Origin of the sequence: Cysteiniphilum litorale, from assembly GCF_003428165.1 — a bacterium.
In the GTDB taxonomy this organism is placed as follows: Bacteria; Pseudomonadota; Gammaproteobacteria; order Francisellales; family Francisellaceae; genus Caedibacter; species Caedibacter litoralis.
This window is the reverse complement of record NZ_QLIQ01000022.1, coordinates 1-23,228: the sequence shown is the minus strand read 5'-3', so window position 1 is coordinate 23,228 and position 23,228 is coordinate 1. Positions and strand designations below refer to the sequence as shown.

The following is a 23,228-nucleotide window of genomic DNA, read 5'->3' as shown; positions in this document are numbered from 1 at the left end:
TAGTTTGCTTATTAGATCGTCACTACAAAATCACTGACTCTACAAATGAATAAATAAGCAACAATGCAAAGATCGTTAAAATGACTGAGAAGATAATTTCAAGCTTTGCCATATGTTTAACAAAGACATTTCTAACGCGCTCAGAGCCCATAACATAAGCAACAAAACTAAACCAAATCCACGTACTTAAAAACATCACAACAAGAATGCTTAAGTGATACCAAAGCGCTGAGGACTTCAAAACAAACAATGGCAACAAACTAACAAAGAATACAATCACTTTGGGATTAGATAAATTGCACAAAAAACCCGTAAGCCATAAATGACGCTTTGATATTTTAACGACTTCACTGACATTTGCTTCTAATGAGTGTTTGCCTTTGGATGCCTTAAAGCAGTTATAAGCGATATATAATAAATAACATCCGCCGAACAAAGCAATCCAATGCACAATAATCAAAAAATTATCACTCAGATAATCCAATAAAAGCACCACAAGGGTTGCATAAAATACCACACCTGTAGCAATCCCAAGTGCGACAAGTACTGCAGGGTTTCGCCCATACCGAATCGATGATCTTAACACCATGAAAAAATCAGGACCCGGTAACATCAACCCTAACAATTGCAATAGTAACAAACTTAATAACGCAGCAATCAACATCTAATAACAACCCACTTTGATAGAAAATAGAGCAAAAATTCTATCACATAGGCTTTAAAAGCAAACTAAAGAATTGATTTTTCATACGTTTGAATTCAATCCAATGAAACTTACGCAAAGTGATTTACGAGTAGCAGAAAATATTGTTACTATATTTTTTCTGATGCACTACTGCACTAAGAGTGGGAACAATAATATGATTGAGATTCAGAACCTCAAAAAAGAGTATCTATCAAAGCATGCTCGCCATATTGCCCTAAAGAACGTCAATCTTTCGATTAAAGATGGTGAGATCTTTGGCATTATCGGCAAAAGTGGTGCGGGCAAAAGCACGCTTATTCGCTGCATTAATTTACTAGAGCAGCCAACAGAGGGTCATGTTTTCATTAATGCTGAGGATATTACCAAGCTTTCTCAAGACAAGCTAAGAAAGGCGCGCCAGAAAATTGGCATGATTTTTCAGCATTTCAATTTACTCTCATCGCGTACGGTGTTTGATAACATTGCTTTCCCGTTAGAGTTACAACATGCCAGCAAAGCCAAGATCCAAGCTAAAGTCAATGAGCTACTGAACCTTGTTGGATTAGAGCAAAAAGCGCAAGCCTATCCTGATGAGTTAAGCGGCGGACAAAAGCAGCGTGTCGCTATCGCGCGTGCTTTGGCGTGTGATCCCGTGGCATTACTGTGTGATGAGGCGACATCTGCTCTTGATCCAGAGACCACTGATCAGATCTTGCAGCTATTAAAAGAGCTCAATCACAAACTTAATCTGACAATCATTTTGATTACCCATGAGATGGATGTAATTCGCAAGATCTGTGATCAAGTAGCGATTATCGATGATGGCTTGATTCAAGAAACAGGTACCGTCACTGAGCTATTCTTAAATCCAAAAACAGCCATTGCCAAAAGCTTTACTGAAAAAAGCATGCATTTGAACTTACCGGATGAAATAAAAGATAAATTACACAAAGATCCATATACCGCGCCGCATCTGACCCCTGTCATTAAAATGACTTTTTTGGGGGACAGCATTACCACACCTGTGATTGCTGAGCTTAATAGCAAATTCAAAGTAGCTTGCAATATTATCCAAGCCAACATTGAGCGTATTCAAGCACAATCCGTTGGGGTCACCATTTGCCATATGCTTGGCGAGAAAGAACACTGGGAAAAAGCATTAAGCTTCTTACATCAACAACAAATTAAAATTGAGGTGATCGGTTATGCTGCAATCGATGCTTTCTAATCTAGCACTCGCCACATGGCAAACAATCTACATGGTATTTATCGCAACAGTGATTGCGGTTATTGGTGGTTTGATTTTGGGTGTATTGTTACATCTATCGCATAACCAAAAGAACCTTGGCATACGCCTTTTTAATCAGGTTGTAGGCTTTATTGTCAATGTCACTCGATCTATTCCTTATATTATCTTGCTGATTTTGCTTTACCCTCTGACCAAAATCCTTGTGGGTACGACTATTGGCACCACGGCATCAATTGTCCCTCTTGCCATAGCTGCTTTACCTTTTTATGCGCGCCTCGCGGAATCAGCAATCTCAGAAGTCGATAAAGGCTTGATTGAGGCAGCTAATGCCATGGGTGCGACAAAGTGGCAGATTATCTTTAAGGTATTATTACCTGAAGCCAAAACCTTATTGGTGGATGCTGCGACCTTGACGACAATTGGTCTTATTGGCTATTCAGCCATGGCAGGTATCGTTGGCGGTGGCGGTCTTGGCGATCTGACCTACTTCCAAGGCTATAACAACGGCAACTACTTCCTACTTTACGGTGGCGTTGTATTGTTAATCATCTTAGTACAACTATGCCAATCCTATGGCAAGTATCTAAGTGGCAGCAAAAAAATCACCAGCATTTGGGCATTGGTCGTTATTTTAGTGGCAGGATCGGCAGCTCAAGTGACGTATAACACTTATGAAGCAAGTCAAAATACCAATATGATTACCGTGGGTTATACCCAGTCGCCTGAACAGCAGAAAATCATGCAAATGGCGCAGGAAGTTGCCAAAGATGAATACGGGCTTAATGTTAAGCTTATTTCCTTTGGTGATTATAATCTGCCGAATCGCGCGCTAAACAATGGTGATATCGATGCCAACGTTTTCCAACATATTCCATTTTTAGAAAATCAAATCAAAGAATTTGGCTACAAAATCATGGAAATTGGTAAGACATTTATATATCCGATGGGGATTTTCTCTACGAAAATTAAATCGCTTAAAGAAACACCAATCGGTGCTAAAATTGCAATTCCAAATGATCCTACCAATCGTGGACGTGCTTTGATGATTTTAGCGGATGCGGGTTTAATAAAATTAAAGCCGGGTGTCACTTGGAAAGCGACATTAAACGATATCATTGATAATCCACTTAAATTACAAATCATTCCACTGCAAGCAGATCAGATTCCTAACAATCTCGATAGTGTCACCCTTGCGGTGATTAATAATGACTTTTTGCCTAAAGCACATATGACCTTAAAGCAAGCCTTATTTGTTGAGCCAAAAGACTCTCCTTTTGCCAATATTATTGTTGTTCGCGATAATGACAAAAACAATCCGTTATTACTGAAGTTTGTCAAAGCGTATCAATCACCACAAGTGGCAAAACTGGCTAAAGAATTATACCCTGATGATGCGGCTATTCCTGCGTGGTAAACACAAGTTTAATCACCCCTCACCCGTACAGCTTCTGCTCCACAACCTCTCCCACAAGGGGAGAGGTAAAACGTCGTGTAACTTATTTCTTCATCATAACTAAACACCTATAACCCGCAGCCATAATCCCAGCTGCAGGTCTTGGCAAACTCATCATAATAGTTTGTGTTTTTTTCGAGAATCGTTAAATATTCAACAAAGTTTTTATCAAACATCGCCTGTCCAATCTCATGCTCAAGCTCAACCGTCCGCTTAATATCATCTTCTGACAAGGTAACAACATCTCTTTTGGTTAAGTGTATACATGGCTGACATTCAAGTGATCGATGATTTAGGGGTATTTTAAAGGGTGTTTTAGCAATCAAATCATCACGCCTACTTTCATCGCAATCTGCTAATAAGTAACATACTTCTCGGTCATCATAACGTTCAGACTCCAAGATACTATCAGGTAAATCAGTCTGTGCTTTGCTCATCGCACGACGATTTGCTAATAGCACAACGGCCTCAAGATCCTCATCATGCACCTCAAGCCAGTTTAAAATTGCCATCCCCTTTAGAAAGCCCGCGCACCAATGAAACTGTTGTGATGGAAATTGCTTGCGCGCTTTAACCAATGCACTAAAATCATGCTCAGGTTTTAAATGCACAAAATCAAATCCAAGCTTCTTAACCCATGACCGCGCCCTATCAACACGCGCCTGCCAAACACTTGCCTGCCAGCCTGTATCAACAGACAAGACAACCACCTCTTCTAAGCCAAGCTCATAAGCTTGCTGAATGAGTGCGATACTATCATCACCAAAGTTTGCAATAATACAGTACATCGTAAATTACATACCGATTTGTTGCTTAAGTTTATCCAATAACTGCTTTGCTTCAACGCGCGCTTTGTGAGCACCCTTTGCCAAGTATTCATCAATAATATGCTTATTCGCTAACAAATAGTCATACTTCTCACGCATTGGCATTAATAGTTCATCCATTTTTTCAAACAATGTTTGTTTGGCTTCACCCCAACCAATACCTTGCTGGTAGCGTTCAGCCAATGCTTCTACCTCAGATTCATTTGCAAAGTGCTTATACAGTGCAAACACTGTACACTCTGTTGTATCTTTTGGCTCTTCAGGTAGCTGTGAATTGGTCACGATCTTCATCACTTGCTTTCTTAATTGCTTGCTTGGTGCAAATAGCTGAATCGTATTGTTATAACTTTTGGACATCTTACGCCCATCTAAGCCTGGAATTGTTTGCGTTTCTTTATCAACCATCGCTTCAGGCGCTTTAAGCAAATTGCACTTATAGATATGATTTAAACGATTAGCAATATCGCGCGCGATTTCAATATGCTGAATCTGATCTTTACCAACAGGCACCAAATCCGCATTAAACATAATAATATCCGCTGCCATCAACATCGGATAATTAAAAAGCCCCATGGTTATACCTGCTTCCTCATCTTTTTCACCTTCAGCAATATTGGCATCCACTGCTGCCTTATAGGCATGCGCACGATTCAACAACCCTTTGGCAGTCACTGAAGTTAATATCCAATTAAGCTCCATAATTTCAGGAATATCTGACTGGCGATAAAACATGACATGCTCAGGATCAAGTCCCAAAGCCAACCAAGTGGCTGCAATTTCATAGATATATTGTTGTCTTAGCTTACTGTCCCACAATTTAATCAGTGAGTGATAATCGGCAATAAAAAAATAGGCATCAAACTCAGGATTTTTTGCCATTTCAAGCGCGGGTTTAATCGCACCAATATAATTACCTATATGCGGCGTGCCTGATGGCGTAATACCTGTTAAAACGATCTTTTTTGATTGATTATTTGCTTTATTCATATTTTCTATAACTAAATACTAAAATGAGGCACTAGTGTAACAGAAAACCTCCTTCAAACTAAATAAACACTGGTAAATTCGCATGACTGTAGTATAAAATGATGCGTTATGTGTAAGCACCAAGGTAATAAACCACACCATGAGTTGGCTAACGAAAATTATTCCACAATTACGCTCAGATTCACAAAAGAAAGAGCTTCCTGAAGGCGTATGGCACAAGTGCCCTTCTTGTAATGCCGTTTTGTATTTACCCGATTTGATTGAAAACATGTTGGTTTGTTCTAACTGCGAACATCATATGCGTTTAAATGCGCGTCAACGTGCGAGCTATTTCTTTGATAAAGATAGTGCCGTTGAATATTTCAATGATGTTAAACCCAAAGATGTTTTAAAATTCAAAGACACTAAATCCTATAAAGATCGCTTATCTGCAGCGCAAAAGAAAACCAAAGAAAATGATGCCCTTTTAGTGTTTGAAGGTTTAGTTCAAGGTAAAGCTGCCGTTGCTGCTATTTTTGACTTCAGCTTCTTAGGCGGCTCGATGGGCTCGGTTGTTGGTGAGAAATTTGTACGTGCTGTTGATCTTGCCATTGAAAAGAAAGAACCACTTATCTGCTTTACCGCCAGTGGTGGTGCACGCATGCAAGAGTCATTGTTTTCATTAATGCAAATGGCAAAGACCAGTGCCGCTCTAGCCAAATTAGCTGCACATAAGCTGCCATATATCGTGGTATTAACAGATCCAACCACGGGTGGTGTCTCAGCATCTTTGGCAATGCTTGGTGATATTCATATTGCTGAGCCTAATGCATTGATTGGTTTTGCAGGTCCCAGAGTTATTGAGCAAACCGTGCGCGAGAAGCTGCCTGAAGGTTTCCAGCGCAGTGAATTCTTGCTTGAAAAAGGCATGGTTGATCGCATCGTTCACCGTCATCACCTACCACAAGACATTAGTCACCTATTGGATAAATTGCTGCCAACGCAGCATAACCACGCGGGTTAACCGTGCATAACGGCATTTTAGATACTCAATTTTCTCAGTGTATTGAACAAACTATTGATCAAATTACTTCTTTAGATTTTCCGCAGGCAACACTCAATGATTTAAAGCTTTTTCTTAAGCGCTTAAATATCAGCTATGTGCCACGTATTATTACTGTAACAGGCACCAATGGCAAAGGCTCAACCGTTGCCATCTTGTCACATATTTTGCAACATAATGCTATTGATCATATTTGTCATACCTCGCCACATATTCGTTTTTTTAATGAGCGCATTAGTTACAACCAACAGCCCATTAGTGATCACGATTTACTAAACTACTTACAGCAAATTTATAGCTTGTGTTTAGCGCTTGAGATCAAACTGCATTACCACTTCATTAGCTTTGTGAGTACATGGCTTTATATTCAAGCACAAAAACCCAAGTACGCAATTCTTGAGGTTGGTGTTGGCGGCAGGTTGGATCCAGCCAACCTATTTGATGCAGATATTGCCATCATTACCACTGTTGCATTAGATCATTGTGAAATGCTTGGCAACACAATTGAGGAAATTGCACTTGAGAAAGCACATATTGCTAGAGCGAAGAAACCCGTTATTATTGGTGATAATTTCCCTAAAAGTGCGCTTGATTATTTACATCAGATTAATGCCAAAGTTATCTACGCCAAGCATGATAGCAATATAAATAATGCGTTTATTCATCCTAACAGCATGAACTGCGCATTAACTGCCATTAAACACTTTGACAATACACTCTCACTGCCAAATGACTTAGGGGCTTATCGCGTTGCTGGACGCTTTCAGATAATTCAAGATAAGCCCTTAATGATTGCCGATGTTGCTCATAATCCACAGGCTGTGGCGCACTTTTTCACTCAGGTTAAATCCTTATTAATGCAGACACCTAAAACACGCGTACTTGCTATTTTTAGCGCCAATCAGCATAAAGATATAACCAATATTCTTGAATGCGGGAATGGATTTGTTGATCAATGGCTTATTCCTGATTTAAGCACAATTGATCCGCGTTTTTCGCCATTAACTAATCAGCATAAAAATAAGCTTTTTCCACATAACAGCATATTCTTTAATAACGCTACTGCTGCATTTGATTACATCACAGCAACTGCTTATGCTGATGATCTTGTTATTGTTTTTGGGTCATTTGTATTAATAGGTGAGCTAAATAAATATCATGACAAAACCATCTCACCTAAATAACTGAAGTATGAGCAATTAGCGCTCTCTCTAAAGCCAAAACTCGCCTTGTTGCACTAAATTTATCTCCAAACTTTCGCACGCCATCTTCACGCATAGCTTGTGCATGATTTTTCAAATAGTCATCTAAATGCTCTAGCGTTTCAAGCTCATAGCAGGCAACGAATACCTTACTATTACCCTCACACTCAAGTTGCTGATACAGTTTCGCACTGACAAATCCGTTATATTTCAACATCTCGGCAGCATGCTGCTCTAACCATTGAAAAAATACAGTATCAATTTCCTTACTAACATAAAGGGTTACTTCATATTTGATCACGCTAAATCCTTAAATCACCAACGAATGATAGACAAATATTACCACTTTCATCTTAATGTTTAAAATAACTCAGTGCGTTTATTGCAGCTTTAAAGTAGCTGGCGCATAATGCCATATAATTGATAGTCACCATAATCGAGCCATTTAAACACTATGACGATAGAGCAAAACAAAGCCAAACAGCATGTTATTGAAAATGAACTTGAAATGCTTAAGTTTGGCAAACAAATTAGTCAAAGCTTAAACAAGGGGGATGTTATCTATCTTCATGGTGACCTAGGTGCGGGCAAAACAACTTTAACCAAAGGCATTTTGCAAGGCTTAGGTTTCACTGGAAGTGTCAAAAGTCCAACTTATACACTCGTTGAAACCTATCCCATTAACGGTATCACTCTCCAGCATTTTGATCTATATCGTTTAAGCGACCCTGAGGAGCTTGAGTGGATTGGGATTCGTGATTACTTCACCAATGACACGATATCACTGATCGAATGGCCTCAAAAAGGCGGGGATTTTCTACCGCGCCCAACAAAAGAAATTTACATCCAATATGCAAATACTGGACGTGCTATCACTATTTCAGATTAATATTCTACGACAACATTTTGCGCTGCTGACGCACTTTTTAAAGAAAACACATCACTTAAGTGATTTTTGTAACGCGTCACATCATGATTAACTTGTGGATTTTTAATGACATCATTACTCATGAACGTTGGCAATGCCTGCATACCCAAAAATTGATTTGCCTTATGCACAGGCAAATACACGCCATCAACGCCCGCGCCTTGAAAGAACTGTTTAGGATCCTCAAAAGCTTCAGCTGGCGCATTCCAAGTCACAGATAGCATGTATTTTTTATCATGCAACAACCCACCTGAGCCATATTTTTTAGATACGTCATCACGACTACGACCATCATTAACATAAAGCCTGCCATGCCCATGTGTAAATACTTCATCCATATATTTCTTCACCGTCCACGGTGGTCCCATCCACCAAGCCGGCATTTGATAAATAACAACATCTGCCCACAGAATATGGTTAATTTCATCTTCAATATTATAGCCATCCTCAATTGTCGTCACACGAACATCATGCCCCAAAGCGCTAAGATGTGACTGCGCAACGTCAGACATATATTGATTTAATGCGCCTTTAGAGTGTCCAAACTGCTTCTTGGCATTAATGATTAAGATTTTTTTCATTGATTTTCCCAGTGAGAAATAGTTTGCATAGTATACAGCAATTTCCTGCGTGCACTAAATAGCCAAAATAGCAAAATTTAGCAAACAGCTTGATCCGCCCTTTTTCAGCACAGTCAATGCTATTTTATAACATCTCCGCACTTGTTAATTGATCAAAACTTTATCTCTTAAATATTTGCTTTTTAAAAATTATCAACTAGCTTTCTAATTAAGCAAAACTTATATGCCCAGCATTCAACATCAATGAGTGGAGATAATTATGGATAATCCTGCAAACAAACTAACTCGATCAATCAAGCTCCTACCAATAGCACTTGCGGCATTGGTAATCACGGGGTGTAGCATTACACCAAAGGCAGTTGATCATGAAACTCAACTTAACAACACCTACAAAGGTTTACATAATGCATTTAATGCGCAACAAGCAATAGATCATAAGATCACATTATCTGAAGCCATTGCGCGCACGCTAAAATATAATCTAGACCATAAGGTACAGCAAGCACAGCTAATGCTTGAGTCAGGCAATTTAAAAGCTGCCTACATGGAAATGCTACCGGCGCTGAATGCTGGTGTGGATTATAGCTTTAGAAATAATGATTTAATTCAGAATCTGGTTGACTCAAACGGCACAACTCAAAATGGTGAGCAAAGTTTCACACCACGCGAGGTCATTAATCAATCATATGGTTTGCAATGGAGCTTATTAGATCTTGGTTTAAGTTACACCAGAGCGCAGCAACAAGCCAATCGCGTGATGATTGCTGAAGAAGAGCGTCGTAAAATCACACAACAACTTATCCAAGAAGTCGTTTCAGCATATTGGAAAGCATGGACAGCACAAACGATGATCTCTGAGGTAACTCGCTTTAAAGAAAAGGCTGAGCTAGCACTCAAACGTTCCAAGGAAGCTGCAAATAGCAAAGCAAACACACCACAAATTGAGCTTGATTATCAACAAGTTTTAATTAAAGCTATCCGCAAAATCAACCAATTAAATGCACAAATTGCTGATGCTAAATCAACCTTAGCGCGGTTAATGAATGCTTCTCCTGATAGCAAATTTGAACTGACAAATCCAGGTACGGATCTCGCGCAATTACCGGATATCAATCCACAATTCGAGAAAATGGATACTTTAGCATTAATTTATCGTCCAGAATTACGCCAAGCATCATATCAAGCTGAAATTGCCAAAAAAGGCATTCAAGCAGCAATCATTAATATGCTGCCCGGTATTGATTTCACTTTTGGGTATAATGCAACTAACAACGAATTCATGCGAAATCAATACTGGTGGGGTGGCAATATTGGCGCATCTCTTAACTTGATCCAAACGGTATTAACCGGACCTTATGCCATTAGTCTTGCCAATCAAACACATAGTTTTGAACAATTAAAGCAAATTGCCACAACCATTACCGTATTAACGCAAGTGCGTATTGCCTATACTAACTATTTATTATGGCAAGAAGACGCACATTACGCGGTGCAGGAAGCCAAAGTATCCATGGCACTATTTGATCATGCCGAGAAACTTGAAAAAGCCAACCAAGGTAATGAGCAGATTACCATCCGCCGCGGTATTGAAGCGATTTCCGCACAGTTTGATAAAGATGTCACCTTAGCACGTGCGCATGAGGCATTATCCAAACTCTATCAATCCATTGGTTTAGACATTATGCCCGCTGAGGCACGCAATATGCCGCTAGCTGAGCTTGAGAAAAAAGTATCAACAGTGCTCAAAGCACAAAGTCAAGGCGAATTTAATAGTGAAATTAATAAAGCATATGCCGATATCAAGCCAACTTTAGACAAAATTAAAGCAAACATGTTGGCAGAAGAAAAAGCACAAACAACAAAAGCGAAAACACCCACAAATGTAACGCCAACGGCTAACAGCAAGGATAGTAAAGATAATAAGGTTAGTAATGCCGCTCCTGCAACAAGTTCTTCATCAGTAAAAGCAGGAAAAACAGCAAATACGACGAATACCAAATAAGCTTTCGCTATAAGCCCTTGAAATAGCTCAGACTCATTGCTATCTTTCTAGCATTGTCATGAGAAATGGAAACACCTTGTAATGCAATTAACCTACTTTAAAAAAATACTCTTTGGTACCTTTATCGCAATATTTGCTTTTGCCGGAACACCAGCACTTTCAATTGCTAACACACTAGGCAATCCACCTGTAATTATCATAAAACCTCATCCTATTCAACTCAATGCTGCGAGTTGGTTGCTGATGGATTTTGAAACAGGTGACATTATTGCCGATCACAACATGCATGAAAAACGCGCGCCAGCAAGTCTTACCAAGATCATGACGGCTTATATCATTGCAGGTGAGTTAAACCAAGGCACATTAAAGCTAGATCAAACAGTGAAAATAAGTGAAACTGCCGCAAAAACACCTGGCTCTAAAATGTTTGTCAAGCAAGGCTCGCGTGTTAGCGTTGATGATTTATTAAAAGGCATGATCATTCAATCCGGCAATGATGCTGCCGTTGCACTGGCTGAGTTTATTGCCGGCTCTGATAGTAATTTTGTTAATCTTATGAACAAAACTGCCAAAGCACTCGGCATGAACGACACCAATTTTGCCACGGTTGATGGCTTGCCTGGAGATAATCAATACACCACCGCCTATGACATGGCGATTTTAGCACGCAGCTTTATTGAGCATTACCCTAAAGTTTATAAGCTCTATTCTGAAAAAACGTTTACGTTTAATGGCATTGTTCAGCATAATCGCAACAAGCTACTGCGCACGTTTGAAGGAACCGATGGTATCAAAACAGGTTATACCGAAAAAGCAGGTTATAATTTGGTTGCCTCTGCTGTACAGAATAACCAACGCTATATCAGTGTGATTCTTGGCTCACCTAGCGCTTATGTGCGCGAGCAGGAGTCTGAAAAGCTATTGAATTTTGGTTTCAGTAAGTTCGCTGATCAACTACTGTACACAAAAGATAGTGTTATTTCACTTGATGATACTGCTATTACCGATGCCACTAAAGATGCTAAACTCACCGTCATTGGTAAAGACACCATCACCAAAACAATTCCTAAATCGTTTGTTAATCACTTGACTCAAAAAATCGTACTCCTACCGGGGCTTAAAGCACCCATCAACAAAGGACAAAAAGTAGGTACACTTGTCATTAGTGCGGGAGAATACCAAGTGATTGAAATTCCCGTTTATGCCAATAATACTATTGAACGCGCTGGATTCTTTAGCCGTTGGTTTGGCTAAACTCGCTTTTTCAAGATTGTAGTATATACTCAAGGTGCAATAACATTTTTCAAGGATGACATTATGCCGTTTTATTACAATGCAGCAGACTCAAAAAATAGCACACGTAATTTTGTACCGGTTACCGTGCATACAGATCAGTACATCATAACAGGAGAAATATCAATACGCACAGGAGTGCGTCTAACAGATCACATCAATAGCGAAATAACAGGTAAATTTATTGCCTTACGCAATGTCAAAGTTTACTTACAGGAAAATAGCTCACCAATTAACGAATGTGAATTTATGAATATCAATCTCGATAAAATTTTGTTTTTATACCCTAATTGAAAAAAGATTGAATGCCAAATGCTTTGATGACTTCGCAAAACCAGCCATTAGAAGTATAATGCTTTCTAATTGCCGTCAAGGAGCTTATGTGTGACAGAAAAACAAAAAGGGCAAAAGAAGATTGTTAATGCTGCCAAAAAATTATTCGTAAAAAAAGGATTTGATGGAACATCACTACGTGATATTGCGACGAAAGCAAATGTCCCTGTATCTTTGATCTATCATTACTTTGAGAATAAGGTTCACTTATGGCAAGAGGTCAAAGTTAGTCTCTTGATTGATAGTGGCTGGATGGGCGATCACAACCTGGATAAAGACCGTAATTTTGCTGAATTTCTAGAACACTTTATCAATATGCGCTTGCAATTATTATATGCGAACCCTGATATTGTAAGACTCTTTGATTGGCAACGCCTTGAAAGTGGTAAAAATCAGCTGTTTGGTCTGGGTAACGCACCAGAAGGTAGTAAATGGAAAACGCTCTTAGATTACTTAGAGATTTATCGCAATAAAGGTCAGATTACTAGCACACTTAGTGATGAGGCGGTAACCAGCATGGTATTTGGTCTTATTTTGGGTCCATTCGTGCGCACAGGTCAGGCGTATTTTAAAAACAACGATGAATATTCCATTTATAAAAACACCATCACATCAACACTTATTCAAACACTTGCTATAAAGCGCATTGAGTAATTTTCAAAACACTCTACCATAAAGAGCAGTTTAAAAAAATCCGAAAACAAGAAGGGGAAAATCATTCATGAGCAAAGAGAGAAAGCTCAGCATTGAGGTCATTGGTGGTATTATTTTATTTACCGCGGCAGTTGCTGCTATTGTTGTCAATAACTCATGGCTTAGCCCGTATTATCATATGTTAGAAACCGTTTATGCTGGCGTATCCATTGGTAATTTTGCTTTACAGAAAAATCTAGTCCATTGGATTAATGATGGATTTATGGCGCTTTACTTCTTATTAGTTGGCTTAGAAATAAAACGCGAGTTTGTTGGTGGTACACTTTCCAGTAAGTCCAATATTATCATTCCTGCTATTGTTGCTTTATTTGGCTTATTGGTACCTGCACTTATCTACTTTCTCATCAACCAGCATAATCCAAATTATATCGATGGTTGGGCAATTCCAACAGCCACAGATATTGCCTTTACTTTAGGGATATTAGCACTGCTTGGTTCGCGCATTCCGACATCACTTAAAATACTCGTAACCACTATTGCCATCTTTGATGACATTGCCGCGATTGTGATTATTGCCGCATTCTACACTAGCAACTTGTCGCTTATATCACTATTTGCCGCTCTAATCTGCATTGTGGTACTTATTTGCATGAATCGCTTAGGTGTAAGAAAACTTGCACCATTTATGATTGTTGGTGTCATTATGTGGTTGTGTGTTTTACAATCAGGCGTACATGCCACCCTTGCAGGTGTCGCTTTGGCACTCACCATTCCACACACTGAGAAAAACTCCCCGCTGTTAAAACTTGAGCATAGTCTAAATCCGTGGATCATCTTCATGGTTTTACCATTATTTGCCTTTGCCAACGCAGGAATTAGTTTTAGTGGCATGAATTTATCTCATTTAGTTCATCCGGTATCACTTGGGATTATCTTAGGATTATTCTTAGGAAAACAAATCGGAATATTTATTAGTCTTTATCTCTTTAGCAAAACCAAATATTTCACAATCGGACGCCAACTCTCTATGGGGCAACTATACGGCATTGGCTTGGTTTGTGGGATTGGCTTTACCATGAGCCTTTTTATCGGCACACTCGCCTTTGCAACACCAGAGCTTATGAATATGGTCAAAGTTGGTGTTTTAGGTGGTTCATTAATTTCAGGATTTGCCGGCTATCTTGTGCTTAGAAAATGCTGTAAATAACTTATTCACCATGGTTGTTGATTTAATTCCATTTGAATTTCAAAACAGTTTGCAAGCACTATACCAAGGCTATCTATTTTTTGATACAATCGCCTGCATTTATGTCTAAGTACCTAAACAATAGTTTTTTGGTAATAATGGATATTCGGGTCGAGCCCGAATATGACGATTTATGGTCATTCTCGGACTTGATCCGAGAATCCAAAAAATACCTGATAATATTTGCATACGTACTTATATCCATCTTACAAAACAAACTAAGGATTCTTAAATGTCTGAACAATATATTTATTCCATGCATCGCGTTGGTAAGGTTGTGCCGCCCAATCGCTATATCTTAAAGGATATTTCACTATCTTTTTTTGATGGTGCCAAAATTGGGGTCTTAGGTCTTAATGGCTCAGGTAAATCAACACTTTTGCGTATTATGGCAGGGCTTGATACTGAGATCGTCGGTGAAGCAGCACCTCGCAAAGGAGTTAAAATCGGTTATTTACCGCAAGAACCACAACTTGACCCAACAAAAGATGTTAAGGGCAATGTTGAAGAAGCATTAGCTGACTTAAAAGCACTGGTTACACGCTTTGATGAAATTAGCATGAAATTTTGCGAGCCAATGTCCGATGATGAAATGAACAAGCTGCTTGCCGAACAAGGTGAGCTACAAAACAAAATCGATGCAGCTGGTGCTTGGGAGATTGATCGCAAACTTGAGATTGCAGCTGATGCGCTACGTTTACCGGCTTGGGATGCTGATGTATCAAAGCTTTCAGGCGGTGAAGTACGTCGTGTTGCACTATGTAAACTACTATTATCATCTCCTGATATTCTGCTACTAGATGAACCAACAAACCATTTAGACGCTGAAAGTGTCGCTTGGCTTGAGCGCTTCTTACAAGAATACAAAGGCACTGTTGTGGCGATTACCCATGATCGCTACTTCTTAGATAATGTTGCTGAATGGATTCTTGAGCTTGATCGTGGTGAAGGGATTCCTTTTAAAGGTAATTACTCAAGCTGGTTAGAGCAAAAAGAAGCACGTCTAGCCCAAGAAGAGAAAAAACAAACAGCACATAGAAAAGCATTGCAACAAGAGCTTGAATGGGTACGTCAAAATGCCAAAGGTCGCCAAGCCAAATCAAAAGCACGTTTATCGCGCTTTGATGAGTTAAGCTCTCAAGAGTTCCAAGAGCGTAATGCCACGCAAGACTTATACATCCCACCTGGACCTCGTTTAGGCAATAAGGTCATTAACATTGATGGTATCAGCAAAGGCTTTGGTGATCGCTTATTGATTGATCAGCTTGGCTTTGAGGTTCCAGCAGGTTCCATTGTTGGTATTATTGGACCAAATGGCGCGGGTAAATCGACATTCTTTAAAATGATATCAGGCATTGAAACACCTGATGCGGGCAATGTTGAATTCGGTGAAACGGTTGAGCTTGCCTATGTCAACCAATCCCGTGATACCTTAGATGGTAATAAAACCGTCTGGGAAGAGATATCTGATGGACTCGATGTCATCGCTGTTGGCAAGTACACGATTCCCTCACGTCAATACGTTGGACGCTTTAACTTTAAAGGTTCTGATCAGCAGAAATTTATTCACCAACTTTCCGGTGGTGAGCGCAATCGTGTGCATTTAGCGAAGTTACTGCGCAAGGGTGGCAATGTCATATTACTTGATGAACCAACGAATGACCTTGATGTCGAGACATTGCGCGCACTTGAAGAAGCCATTCTTGCCTTCCCAGGTTCGGTGATGATCATCTCGCATGATCGCTGGTTCTTAGATCGCGTAGCAACGCATATCTTAGCCTTTGAGGGTGAAAGTAATGTTGTCTGGTTTGAAGGGAATTATGAGGCCTATATCGAAGATAAGAAAAAACGCCTCGGCGATGACTCAGTTGACCCTCATCGCATTAAGTACAAAAAAATTACAGCGTAGTTCTCAGGCTACTAACATAATCTCTTCTCTTCCCTACCTTATATACGCTGGCTGAGCGTTAGTCGAAGCCACTTATTGCCTTTGAGCCCCCTCGACTGCGCTCAGGGTACAATTGGCATTGTTGGCTGAATATCTTACCGCAACTCACTTTTACGGTAAAGCTCACCACATTATTCATTCTCTATTTTTTCACTCATCACTTGTCCAATCCTCTAGCTCAAGATGCTTTGACAAATGATAAAAGGCTCCATCTTTTGTCACTAATACTGCATTTTCAGCTTTTGCATGCGCTGCAATGAGCATGTCCATGCATGATAATGTCTTACCCTCTTTTTCACAGGTTGCGCGTAATTTTGCGTAAACTTTTGCCGCTTGTGATGTCCATGGCAAGATCTCAACACGCAGTAGAAACTCATTAACAATCATCGGCAAATGTTTTGCACTCGGCTTTTTAGCCACACCCAATAACAACTCAGCCTCAGTAATCGCTGAGATGCAAATGCTCGACATAGGCACATTGATAAGATGTGTTTTAAGTGCAGGATAATCACCTTTAATAATATAACTTGCTGTATTGGTATCAAGCATGTAGCGCTTTGTATTTACCATCAGAATAAATCTCTCTGCGGTGGCATTTCATCATCTCTATCAGCCATAAAGTCCTTAGGGATCTTCTTGCCTTCTTTCATCTCAAAGAAATCCTCCCACGAGCCTGGCTTTTTAGAAATAATAATATCACCCGTTTCAGGATGACGTCTGATATAAACCTCTTTGCAGTCAAAACGATAACTACTAGGTAATCTTACGGCTTGACTACGCCCATTCATGAATAATTTCGCTGTATGAATCATCACAAAACACCTCTAATGAGTAACCTATATAAAGCATAGAGCCGAAATTGATATATATCAAGATATATTACATTATTTGTCGCACCTTGAGCAAAGTCAAAAGGTAAGGATAAAAACAACAAGAGGCTTCGACTAATGCTCAACCAATAAGCTCTACCGCACCCTGAGCGAAGTCGAAGGGAAATACAAAGATATTGGATAGCTTCGACTAACGCTCAGCCAATAATGCCAATCACCCCCTGAGTAAAGTCAAAGCGCTAAAAGTCTAAAGACAGAAATACTATAAAGTGGTTTGCACTAGCTATACAACGCAAAAAACACTGTAAAATGATTTGTGATGAGTATACAATCACCTCGCTTTTAACGTACTCTTTTGGAGCGAAATCTCGTGAGATCAATTAAACGCGCTTTGCTTAGTGTTTCCGACAAAACAGGGATTGTTGACTTTGCCAAGCAATTGCAAAAACTCAATATTGAAATATTATCAACCGGTGGCACTGCCAAGCTATTAGCAGACGCTAATATTCCCGTAATTGAAGTATCAGATTACACGGGCTTCCCTGAGATGATGGATGGGCGTGTCAAAACTCTGCACCCTAAAATCCATGGTGGACTTCTTGGTAGACGCGATATCGATCAAGCGGTTATGCAGCAACATGATATCCCGAATATTGATTTGGTTGTTGTCAATTTATACCCATTTAAACAAACAATCGAAAAACCGAATGTCAGTTTCAGCGAAACGATTGAGAACATTGATATTGGTGGTCCGACAATGTTGCGTTCAGCGGCAAAAAACCATCAAGATGTTACCGTGATTTGTGATCCTAATGACTATACCGACATTACACAAAAACTAAATGACAATCATGGTGCTTTAGACTTTGCGACACGCTTTAGCTTGGCATGTAAGGTCTTTGAACACACCGCACAATACGATGGCATGATTGCTAATCATTTAGGCACATTAAATCCAGCAACTGGAGAGAAAGCACATAACTTTCCTAATACAATCAATCTACAGTTTAACAAAGCTGAAGTGATGCGCTATGGTGAGAATCCTCACCAACAAGCTGCCTTATATATTGAACCTGATTATCCTAATGCGTCAGTAGCACAGGCGACACAGTTACAAGGTAAAGCATTATCTTATAATAATATTGCTGATACTGATGCCGCTTTACAGTGTGTCAAAAGCTTTGACTTACCTGCTTGTGTTATTGTTAAACATGCCAATCCTTGTGGCGTTGCAGTGGCAAGCTCATTAACCGAAGCCTATCAAAAAGCCTTTCAAACCGATCCAACCTCAGCCTTTGGCGGCATTATTGCCTGTAATCAAAAGCTTGATGCGATAACTGCACAAACAATTATTAATCAACAATTTGTTGAAGTTATTATTGCCCCTGAAGTGGATGATTTGGCACTTAAAGCACTCGCAGCTAAGCCCAATGTACGTGTATTGGCTTGTGGTTATGATCAAAAACCAAATCTTGCTGAGCTTGAATTGAAGAAAATTGAAGGTGGACTGTTAGTCCAAGATAAAGACATTTATCAGCTAGATCAAAATGAATTAAAGATTGTCACTCATAAAGCACCTACCGATACAGAGCTACAAGATCTGTTATTTGCGTGGAAAGTGGTTAAATTTGTCAAATCAAACGCTATTGTTTATGCCAAAAACAATATGACTGTCGGCATTGGTGCCGGACAAATGAGCCGCGTATTTAGCTCAAAAATCGCGATTGAAAAAGCACATGATGCCAACTTGAGTATTCAAAGCTCAGTAATGGCATCAGATGCCTTCTTCCCATTTCGCGATGGCATAGATGCCGCTGCCAAATCAGGAGTGAGCGCCATTATCCAACCAGGTGGCTCCATGCGCGATCAAGAGGTCATAGATGCCGCTAACGAGCATGGTATAGCTATGGTGTTTACTGGCATTAGGCATTTTAGGCATTAAATAACAAACACTTGGACAAACAGGGAATATTCAACTATATTAGCAAAAGATCAAATGAATAACTTAATTTAGCGAGGTCTTATGCATCATATCTATGGTATTGGCGATGCCAAACAAAACTTCCCCAAGCTGATTAATTTAGTATCAACCTCTGGTGAGGAGATTTTAATTACACGCGACAAAAAATTAGTCGCTAAAATTATTCCTGTGGAAAAGAAAAAACGCATTATTGGAAAGCTTTCTAAAACAGCATATTACATGGCTGAAGATTTTGACGCGCCCAATGATGCTATTGACCAACTCTTTTATGGTGAATAAATGTATTTACTCGATACCCATTATTTAATTTGGCTATTATATGAGCCTCAAAAACTCTCCGCCAAATTGACTAAAATCATTGAAAACACTGATAATGATATCTTTTTCAGTGCAATGAGTATCTTTGAAATCACTATTAAAGAATCTATTGGCAAACTCAAAGTAGCTCCTGATTTTACCAATCATCTTGAAGAATCCGGATTACAATCTTTGCCCTTTCTAGCTGATCACGCCAATTGGTTACGCACGTTAACACTCGATATTCATAAAGACCCATTTGATCGAGCATTAATCGCTCAATCGGCTGTTGAAGGCATAAACTTAATCACTCAAGATCGACTGATTTTAGAATATAGCAATGTGCTTCGTCATATTAAGGATTTGTGAACGGGTTCCTTCCAAACTTTAAGCTAGCAATTAGCAAACATTTTCGATGCGTTTATTCCTCTCCAATTGCTGATACAACTCCTTAAAGTATTTCTTTTGCCCCCAAATATTCCAATCCCCAATCACATATAAATTCCTCTTTGCTCGAGTAATTGCCACATTGAGTAAATTTGGTTTACCTGAAGCCCACCAAGCACCCCCTTCATTTTGTTGATCACAACCCAGAGCAAGAATAACCGTCTCATTTTCTTTGCCTTGGAAAGTGTGAACTGTACCAATATTATTCTTAATCCAAAAACTCAATTCCTTATACCCCACATTATTAAAGATACTAGACTGACTCATAAGTCGATACATCAATGCTTGTAGTTCCTTCTTTACTGCCTTAAATGGCGTAATCACATATATACTACTCAGTGCGCTCTTACTATTTTTAGTAACCTCCTGTAATAAATATGATACTCGCTCTCCAATTTCTGGCACATATTGCTTAACCGTACAAACACCGCTGACCTGAATCCATTTATTCTGCCCCAAGCTAGAATGAAGCTGTGGTTGTATTTTTTCATTTTCAAAGCCATGGATCATCCGGCTTTCATACGCTATTTTATTTGCCACACTAAACATAGGATCAATGCACCTTCTATGCACCCACAAAGGAATACCAATCCAAGTTTTCTGATTATTAATTGATATATTACAGCCATATTGATTTGCCCGATCCGCTACCTGCTGAACAGAATACTGGTAGGGTAACCAATCTTGATATGAGTTTGGCAAGACACTATCCATGAGCTTATCAACTAATTTTTGTGGTGTCGTAAAAACAGGTTCAATTTGCAAAGGATCTCCAACTACAACTGTTCGCTTCGCACGCCAAATACTACCTACTGCTGCATGAGGAACTGCTTGACCAGCCTCATCAATCATTAACCAACCCAACTGCGCACATCCAATTGATCTAAACATATTTCCAACAGATGCAAATGTCGTAGATAAAACGGGAACCATCAAAAACAGAGATTTCCATAAGGTTTCCTGCCTTATTTGACATCCTCCTTGCAAAAGTTGACTTAACCCAAACAAGACATTTTGCCTAAATAGTTCATAGCAACTGGCTTCATAAAGCCAAGATTGATGTAAATGCATTGCACAAACAAATAGTTCAGATCTCAAACAATTCAAATGCTCACTTTGCCAATAACTTTGTCTTTGGGTGTCTACATCATAAATACTATGAGTATGACAGGGTATACGCAAATCCACCAATGACTGATTTAATTTCTCAAATAAAGCTTCTTTGTTTTTAAATTGTAAAACCGCTTTACCAAGCGCTTCTTGAGCTTTTTCAAGATTGTTTTTTAGATGATTTAATTTCACTTTCCTATCAAAGTCCACATGCGTATCTTTAAATGATAGGTACAATTTTCTTTGCTCAAGCAACTCTTTGGTTATGGTGCTTAACTGATTTTGGTAAGCTTTAACTTTTGCTCTTTTAAAAAGATATGATAACCAATGAGGTTTTTTAAAAAGGCTAAGCTCGTCCTCTATAAACTTAATTCTTTCTTCAAAACGTTTGCATTTCTCCTCAATAGACTCATTTAGTGCAACATAATCTTCATAAGCCAATTTAGCAACATCTAGTGCCTGCCTCTGTTCTATCGTTGCCTTATCTTTATTATATTCTTTAAAATATGCTTGTAACTCCTGAAATTTTTTAATCTTATCTCGATATCTCTCCAGTTCATCATATTTCTTATTAAATTTATATTTTGCTTGTGAAAAGCTTTCTATTTTTTCTTGCTCCACATCTCGCCAGCGCCAAAAGTTTAAATAATCAAATCCTGTTGGACGTTTACTTTCTTGCTCTGAATATGGTTGGTAATGCTTTGTATAAAACATTCTATCTACTAGATTCTTTCTATTACGTGAGCTTCCACCTGCTGCTGAAATCAAGCCCCAACAATGCTCTTGGTCATTCATCGCTTGCAAGTGCCCTTTCCTTTTCTTAGCGTTTACTTGATTAGCAACTGATGATAAATAGGATAAATCACTAAATAAACCATCAATGTCTTTTCTCAAGGGGAGCTCTTTTGAAATATTTTCCACTGCTTTGTTATTAGATGATGCAACAACCATTTCAAAGCCAAAAAGCTCTGATTTAGGATAAAACTGCTCATCCAATGACTTTCTAACATCATCAAAAGAAGCCAATACCTTCGATCGATTAACCAAATTTTCAGCAACAATATCACGCAACAGCGTTGTTTTACCGGTTCCAGGCGGTCCATTTATTGATAGCACTCCCTCATTATGCAATTCGTCAAAAACCGTATTGATAGCAAACTGCTGCATTAAAGACATCTGATGTGATATTTTTGAAGGCCATCTTGCTCTTGGCGTCATATCTGGTGACAACTTATCTGCAATTAGTGGTAACGCATTTGGAGTGTATAAATCAACATGTTTTTCATCAACAAAGCTTAAATAGCTCATTAATGGCTTATGGTCAAAGCCTGCTGATAAAAAGCAAATTACTCTTTCGATATCTTCTATATAAAAGCTATTGAGAATAGGCATTACAAATTCATTTGCATCATTTTCCTCATCAGCTTCTTGAGCACCTTCCTCCTCCTCACGTCTATCAAACAATAGGTTATCTCGAGATAAACCATTTTCCATACCATCATGTCTTAATAATTTTAGCTGCTCTTCTTTTTTGCTACTTTTAATTTCTTTCCAATCAATTTTAAAAAGCCAAAGGTTATCTTCCAGATTTAAATTAGCCCAATCATTTAGCAACTTACTAAGTTTATATAATGAACTTGCATTTAAAACTTTTAAACCCTCATTATCAGGATGTAGTGGCAGCTCATTTTCTATACGACACAAGCCCTCTTGCAATTTCTCACAACTTTTTTCAAACTCTGTCATTACAAGTTGATCTAAAGCATTTTGACAAAGCTTACCCAAAGCCCAAGGCAATGTACTTACTGACATAGTATCAAACAAAGGCGTTCCATTTTGATCAACGGTTAACTTGGCATAACAGCTAAAACCTTCTGTTAAATTTTCATCTTTGCGCTCTTCCCATTCTACTTCTTGATAACCATCTGATACTTCATTAAACACATTATCAACTATCGTATTTATTTCGTTTAAATCAAATAGATTGATATGTAGTGTATACATTATATAATACCCCAAGAAATTTAAACAGTATCTTTTGAAATTCATTTCCGATATATTGTTGAAAGTGAAATGAACAGAGGGCGTATTTATGAGCACAAAAAGGACAAGTTACTCATCCGAGTTTAAGGT

Annotated in this window: 22 protein-coding genes; 14 read left to right on the top strand and 8 right to left on the bottom strand. The window is 38.9% G+C overall.

The genetic code is table 11. The features are described 5' to 3' along the window. Positions 1–22: 22 nt before the first annotated feature. Positions 23–664 (bottom strand): LysE family translocator, encoded by a 642-nt coding sequence (locus DNJ75_RS09335; protein WP_117003190.1) that lies wholly within the window; start codon positions 662–664, stop codon positions 23–25. Between the two features lie 196 nt (positions 665–860). Here DNJ75_RS09335 and DNJ75_RS09330 point away from each other — a divergent pair, with 196 nt between their 5' ends. Further along, positions 861–1,913 (top strand): methionine ABC transporter ATP-binding protein, encoded by a 1,053-nt coding sequence (locus tag DNJ75_RS09330; protein ID WP_117003189.1) that lies wholly within the window; start codon positions 861–863, stop codon positions 1,911–1,913. Then, a complete protein-coding gene (locus DNJ75_RS09325) occupies positions 1,891–3,348 on the top strand; it encodes a MetQ/NlpA family ABC transporter substrate-binding protein (RefSeq protein ID WP_117003188.1) in 1,458 nt (485 codons plus the stop codon). Before DNJ75_RS09330 ends, DNJ75_RS09325 begins: the two co-directional genes overlap by 23 nt. Positions 3,349–3,455: 107 nt before the next feature. Here the strand turns inward: DNJ75_RS09325 and DNJ75_RS09320 are convergent, their stop codons facing one another. Then, entirely contained in the window at positions 3,456–4,175 is a 720-nt protein-coding gene (locus tag DNJ75_RS09320; protein WP_117003187.1) for an adenine nucleotide alpha hydrolase family protein, read from the bottom strand. Between the two features lie 6 nt (positions 4,176–4,181). Further along, positions 4,182–5,201, bottom strand: coding sequence for a tryptophan--tRNA ligase (locus DNJ75_RS09315; RefSeq protein ID WP_117003186.1), 1,020 nt, complete (start codon positions 5,199–5,201; stop codon positions 4,182–4,184). Between the two features lie 139 nt (positions 5,202–5,340). Between DNJ75_RS09315 and accD the strand changes: the two genes are divergently transcribed. Both accD and DNJ75_RS09305 read left to right on the top strand, forming a co-directional pair. Further along, a complete protein-coding gene (gene accD / locus DNJ75_RS09310; RefSeq protein WP_117003185.1) occupies positions 5,341–6,204 on the top strand; it encodes an acetyl-CoA carboxylase, carboxyltransferase subunit beta in 864 nt (287 codons plus the stop codon). A gap of 2 nt (positions 6,205–6,206) precedes the next feature. Beyond that, positions 6,207–7,427: a bifunctional folylpolyglutamate synthase/dihydrofolate synthase gene (locus DNJ75_RS09305; protein WP_117003184.1), complete on the top strand. Its 1,221-nt coding sequence runs from the start codon at positions 6,207–6,209 to the stop codon at positions 7,425–7,427. Here DNJ75_RS09305 and DNJ75_RS09300 read toward each other — a convergent pair. Further along, the gene (locus tag DNJ75_RS09300; protein ID WP_117003183.1) at positions 7,420–7,746 is read right to left on the bottom strand and encodes a DUF4286 family protein; all 327 of its coding nucleotides are present in this window, start codon (positions 7,744–7,746) and stop codon (positions 7,420–7,422) included. The two genes, DNJ75_RS09305 and DNJ75_RS09300, sit on opposite strands and share 8 nt — an antisense overlap. Positions 7,747–7,899: 153 nt before the next feature. On the opposite strand from DNJ75_RS09300, the gene tsaE reads away from it, so the two are divergent. Continuing rightward, a complete protein-coding gene (tsaE, locus tag DNJ75_RS09295; RefSeq protein WP_224742283.1) occupies positions 7,900–8,334 on the top strand; it encodes a tRNA (adenosine(37)-N6)-threonylcarbamoyltransferase complex ATPase subunit type 1 TsaE in 435 nt (144 codons plus the stop codon). Here the strand turns inward: tsaE and DNJ75_RS09290 are convergent. Beyond that, entirely contained in the window at positions 8,331–8,954 is a 624-nt protein-coding gene (locus tag DNJ75_RS09290; RefSeq protein WP_117003182.1) for an NAD(P)H-dependent oxidoreductase, read from the bottom strand. The genes tsaE and DNJ75_RS09290 overlap by 4 nt on opposite strands. Positions 8,955–9,213: 259 nt before the next feature. On the opposite strand from DNJ75_RS09290, the gene DNJ75_RS09285 reads away from it, so the two are divergent. From DNJ75_RS09285 to ettA, 6 genes are all read left to right on the top strand, one after another. Then, entirely contained in the window at positions 9,214–10,956 is a 1,743-nt protein-coding gene (locus DNJ75_RS09285) for a TolC family protein (protein ID WP_117003181.1), read from the top strand. Between the two features lie 81 nt (positions 10,957–11,037). Beyond that, positions 11,038–12,210, top strand: coding sequence for a D-alanyl-D-alanine carboxypeptidase family protein (locus tag DNJ75_RS09280; protein ID WP_117003180.1), 1,173 nt, complete (start codon positions 11,038–11,040; stop codon positions 12,208–12,210). Positions 12,211–12,273: 63 nt separating this feature from the next. After that, positions 12,274–12,543 carry a DUF6812 domain-containing protein gene (locus tag DNJ75_RS09275; RefSeq protein ID WP_117003179.1) on the top strand — a complete coding sequence of 90 codons (270 nt, stop codon included), beginning with the start codon at positions 12,274–12,276 and terminating at the stop codon, positions 12,541–12,543. A gap of 90 nt (positions 12,544–12,633) precedes the next feature. Then, positions 12,634–13,236: a TetR/AcrR family transcriptional regulator gene (locus tag DNJ75_RS09270; protein ID WP_157968290.1), complete on the top strand. Its 603-nt coding sequence runs from the start codon at positions 12,634–12,636 to the stop codon at positions 13,234–13,236. A gap of 67 nt (positions 13,237–13,303) precedes the next feature. Continuing rightward, positions 13,304–14,443 carry a Na+/H+ antiporter NhaA gene (gene nhaA / locus DNJ75_RS09265; protein WP_117003177.1) on the top strand — a complete coding sequence of 380 codons (1,140 nt, stop codon included), beginning with the start codon at positions 13,304–13,306 and terminating at the stop codon, positions 14,441–14,443. Positions 14,444–14,714: 271 nt separating this feature from the next. After that, the gene (gene ettA, locus DNJ75_RS09260) at positions 14,715–16,391 is read left to right on the top strand and encodes an energy-dependent translational throttle protein EttA (RefSeq protein WP_117003176.1); all 1,677 of its coding nucleotides are present in this window, start codon (positions 14,715–14,717) and stop codon (positions 16,389–16,391) included. A gap of 189 nt (positions 16,392–16,580) precedes the next feature. Here ettA and DNJ75_RS09255 read toward each other — a convergent pair whose 3' ends face one another. Next, entirely contained in the window at positions 16,581–17,000 is a 420-nt protein-coding gene (locus DNJ75_RS09255; RefSeq protein WP_117003175.1) for a type II toxin-antitoxin system VapC family toxin, read from the bottom strand. After that, positions 17,000–17,242 (bottom strand): antitoxin, encoded by a 243-nt coding sequence (locus tag DNJ75_RS09250; RefSeq protein WP_117003174.1) that lies wholly within the window; start codon positions 17,240–17,242, stop codon positions 17,000–17,002. Before DNJ75_RS09250 ends, DNJ75_RS09255 begins: the two co-directional genes overlap by 1 nt. 388 nt (positions 17,243–17,630) lie before the next feature. Here DNJ75_RS09250 and purH point away from each other — a divergent pair, with 388 nt between their 5' ends. The 3 genes from purH (at position 17,631) to DNJ75_RS09235 (ending at position 19,907) form a co-directional block, all read left to right on the top strand. Beyond that, positions 17,631–19,202, top strand: a complete 1,572-nt coding sequence (purH, locus tag DNJ75_RS09245) for a bifunctional phosphoribosylaminoimidazolecarboxamide formyltransferase/IMP cyclohydrolase (protein ID WP_117003173.1) — start codon at positions 17,631–17,633, stop codon at positions 19,200–19,202. A gap of 81 nt (positions 19,203–19,283) precedes the next feature. Next, on the top strand, positions 19,284–19,520 hold the full coding sequence (locus DNJ75_RS09240; RefSeq protein WP_117003172.1) for a type II toxin-antitoxin system Phd/YefM family antitoxin: 237 nt from the start codon (positions 19,284–19,286) through the stop codon (positions 19,518–19,520). After that, positions 19,521–19,907, top strand: coding sequence for a type II toxin-antitoxin system VapC family toxin (locus DNJ75_RS09235; protein ID WP_117003171.1), 387 nt, complete (start codon positions 19,521–19,523; stop codon positions 19,905–19,907). It begins immediately after the preceding gene. A gap of 30 nt (positions 19,908–19,937) precedes the next feature. Here DNJ75_RS09235 and DNJ75_RS09230 read toward each other — a convergent pair whose 3' ends face one another. Then, positions 19,938–23,099: a DEAD/DEAH box helicase gene (locus tag DNJ75_RS09230; RefSeq protein ID WP_150468971.1), complete on the bottom strand. Its 3,162-nt coding sequence runs from the start codon at positions 23,097–23,099 to the stop codon at positions 19,938–19,940. Positions 23,100–23,228: the final 129 nt, after the last annotated feature.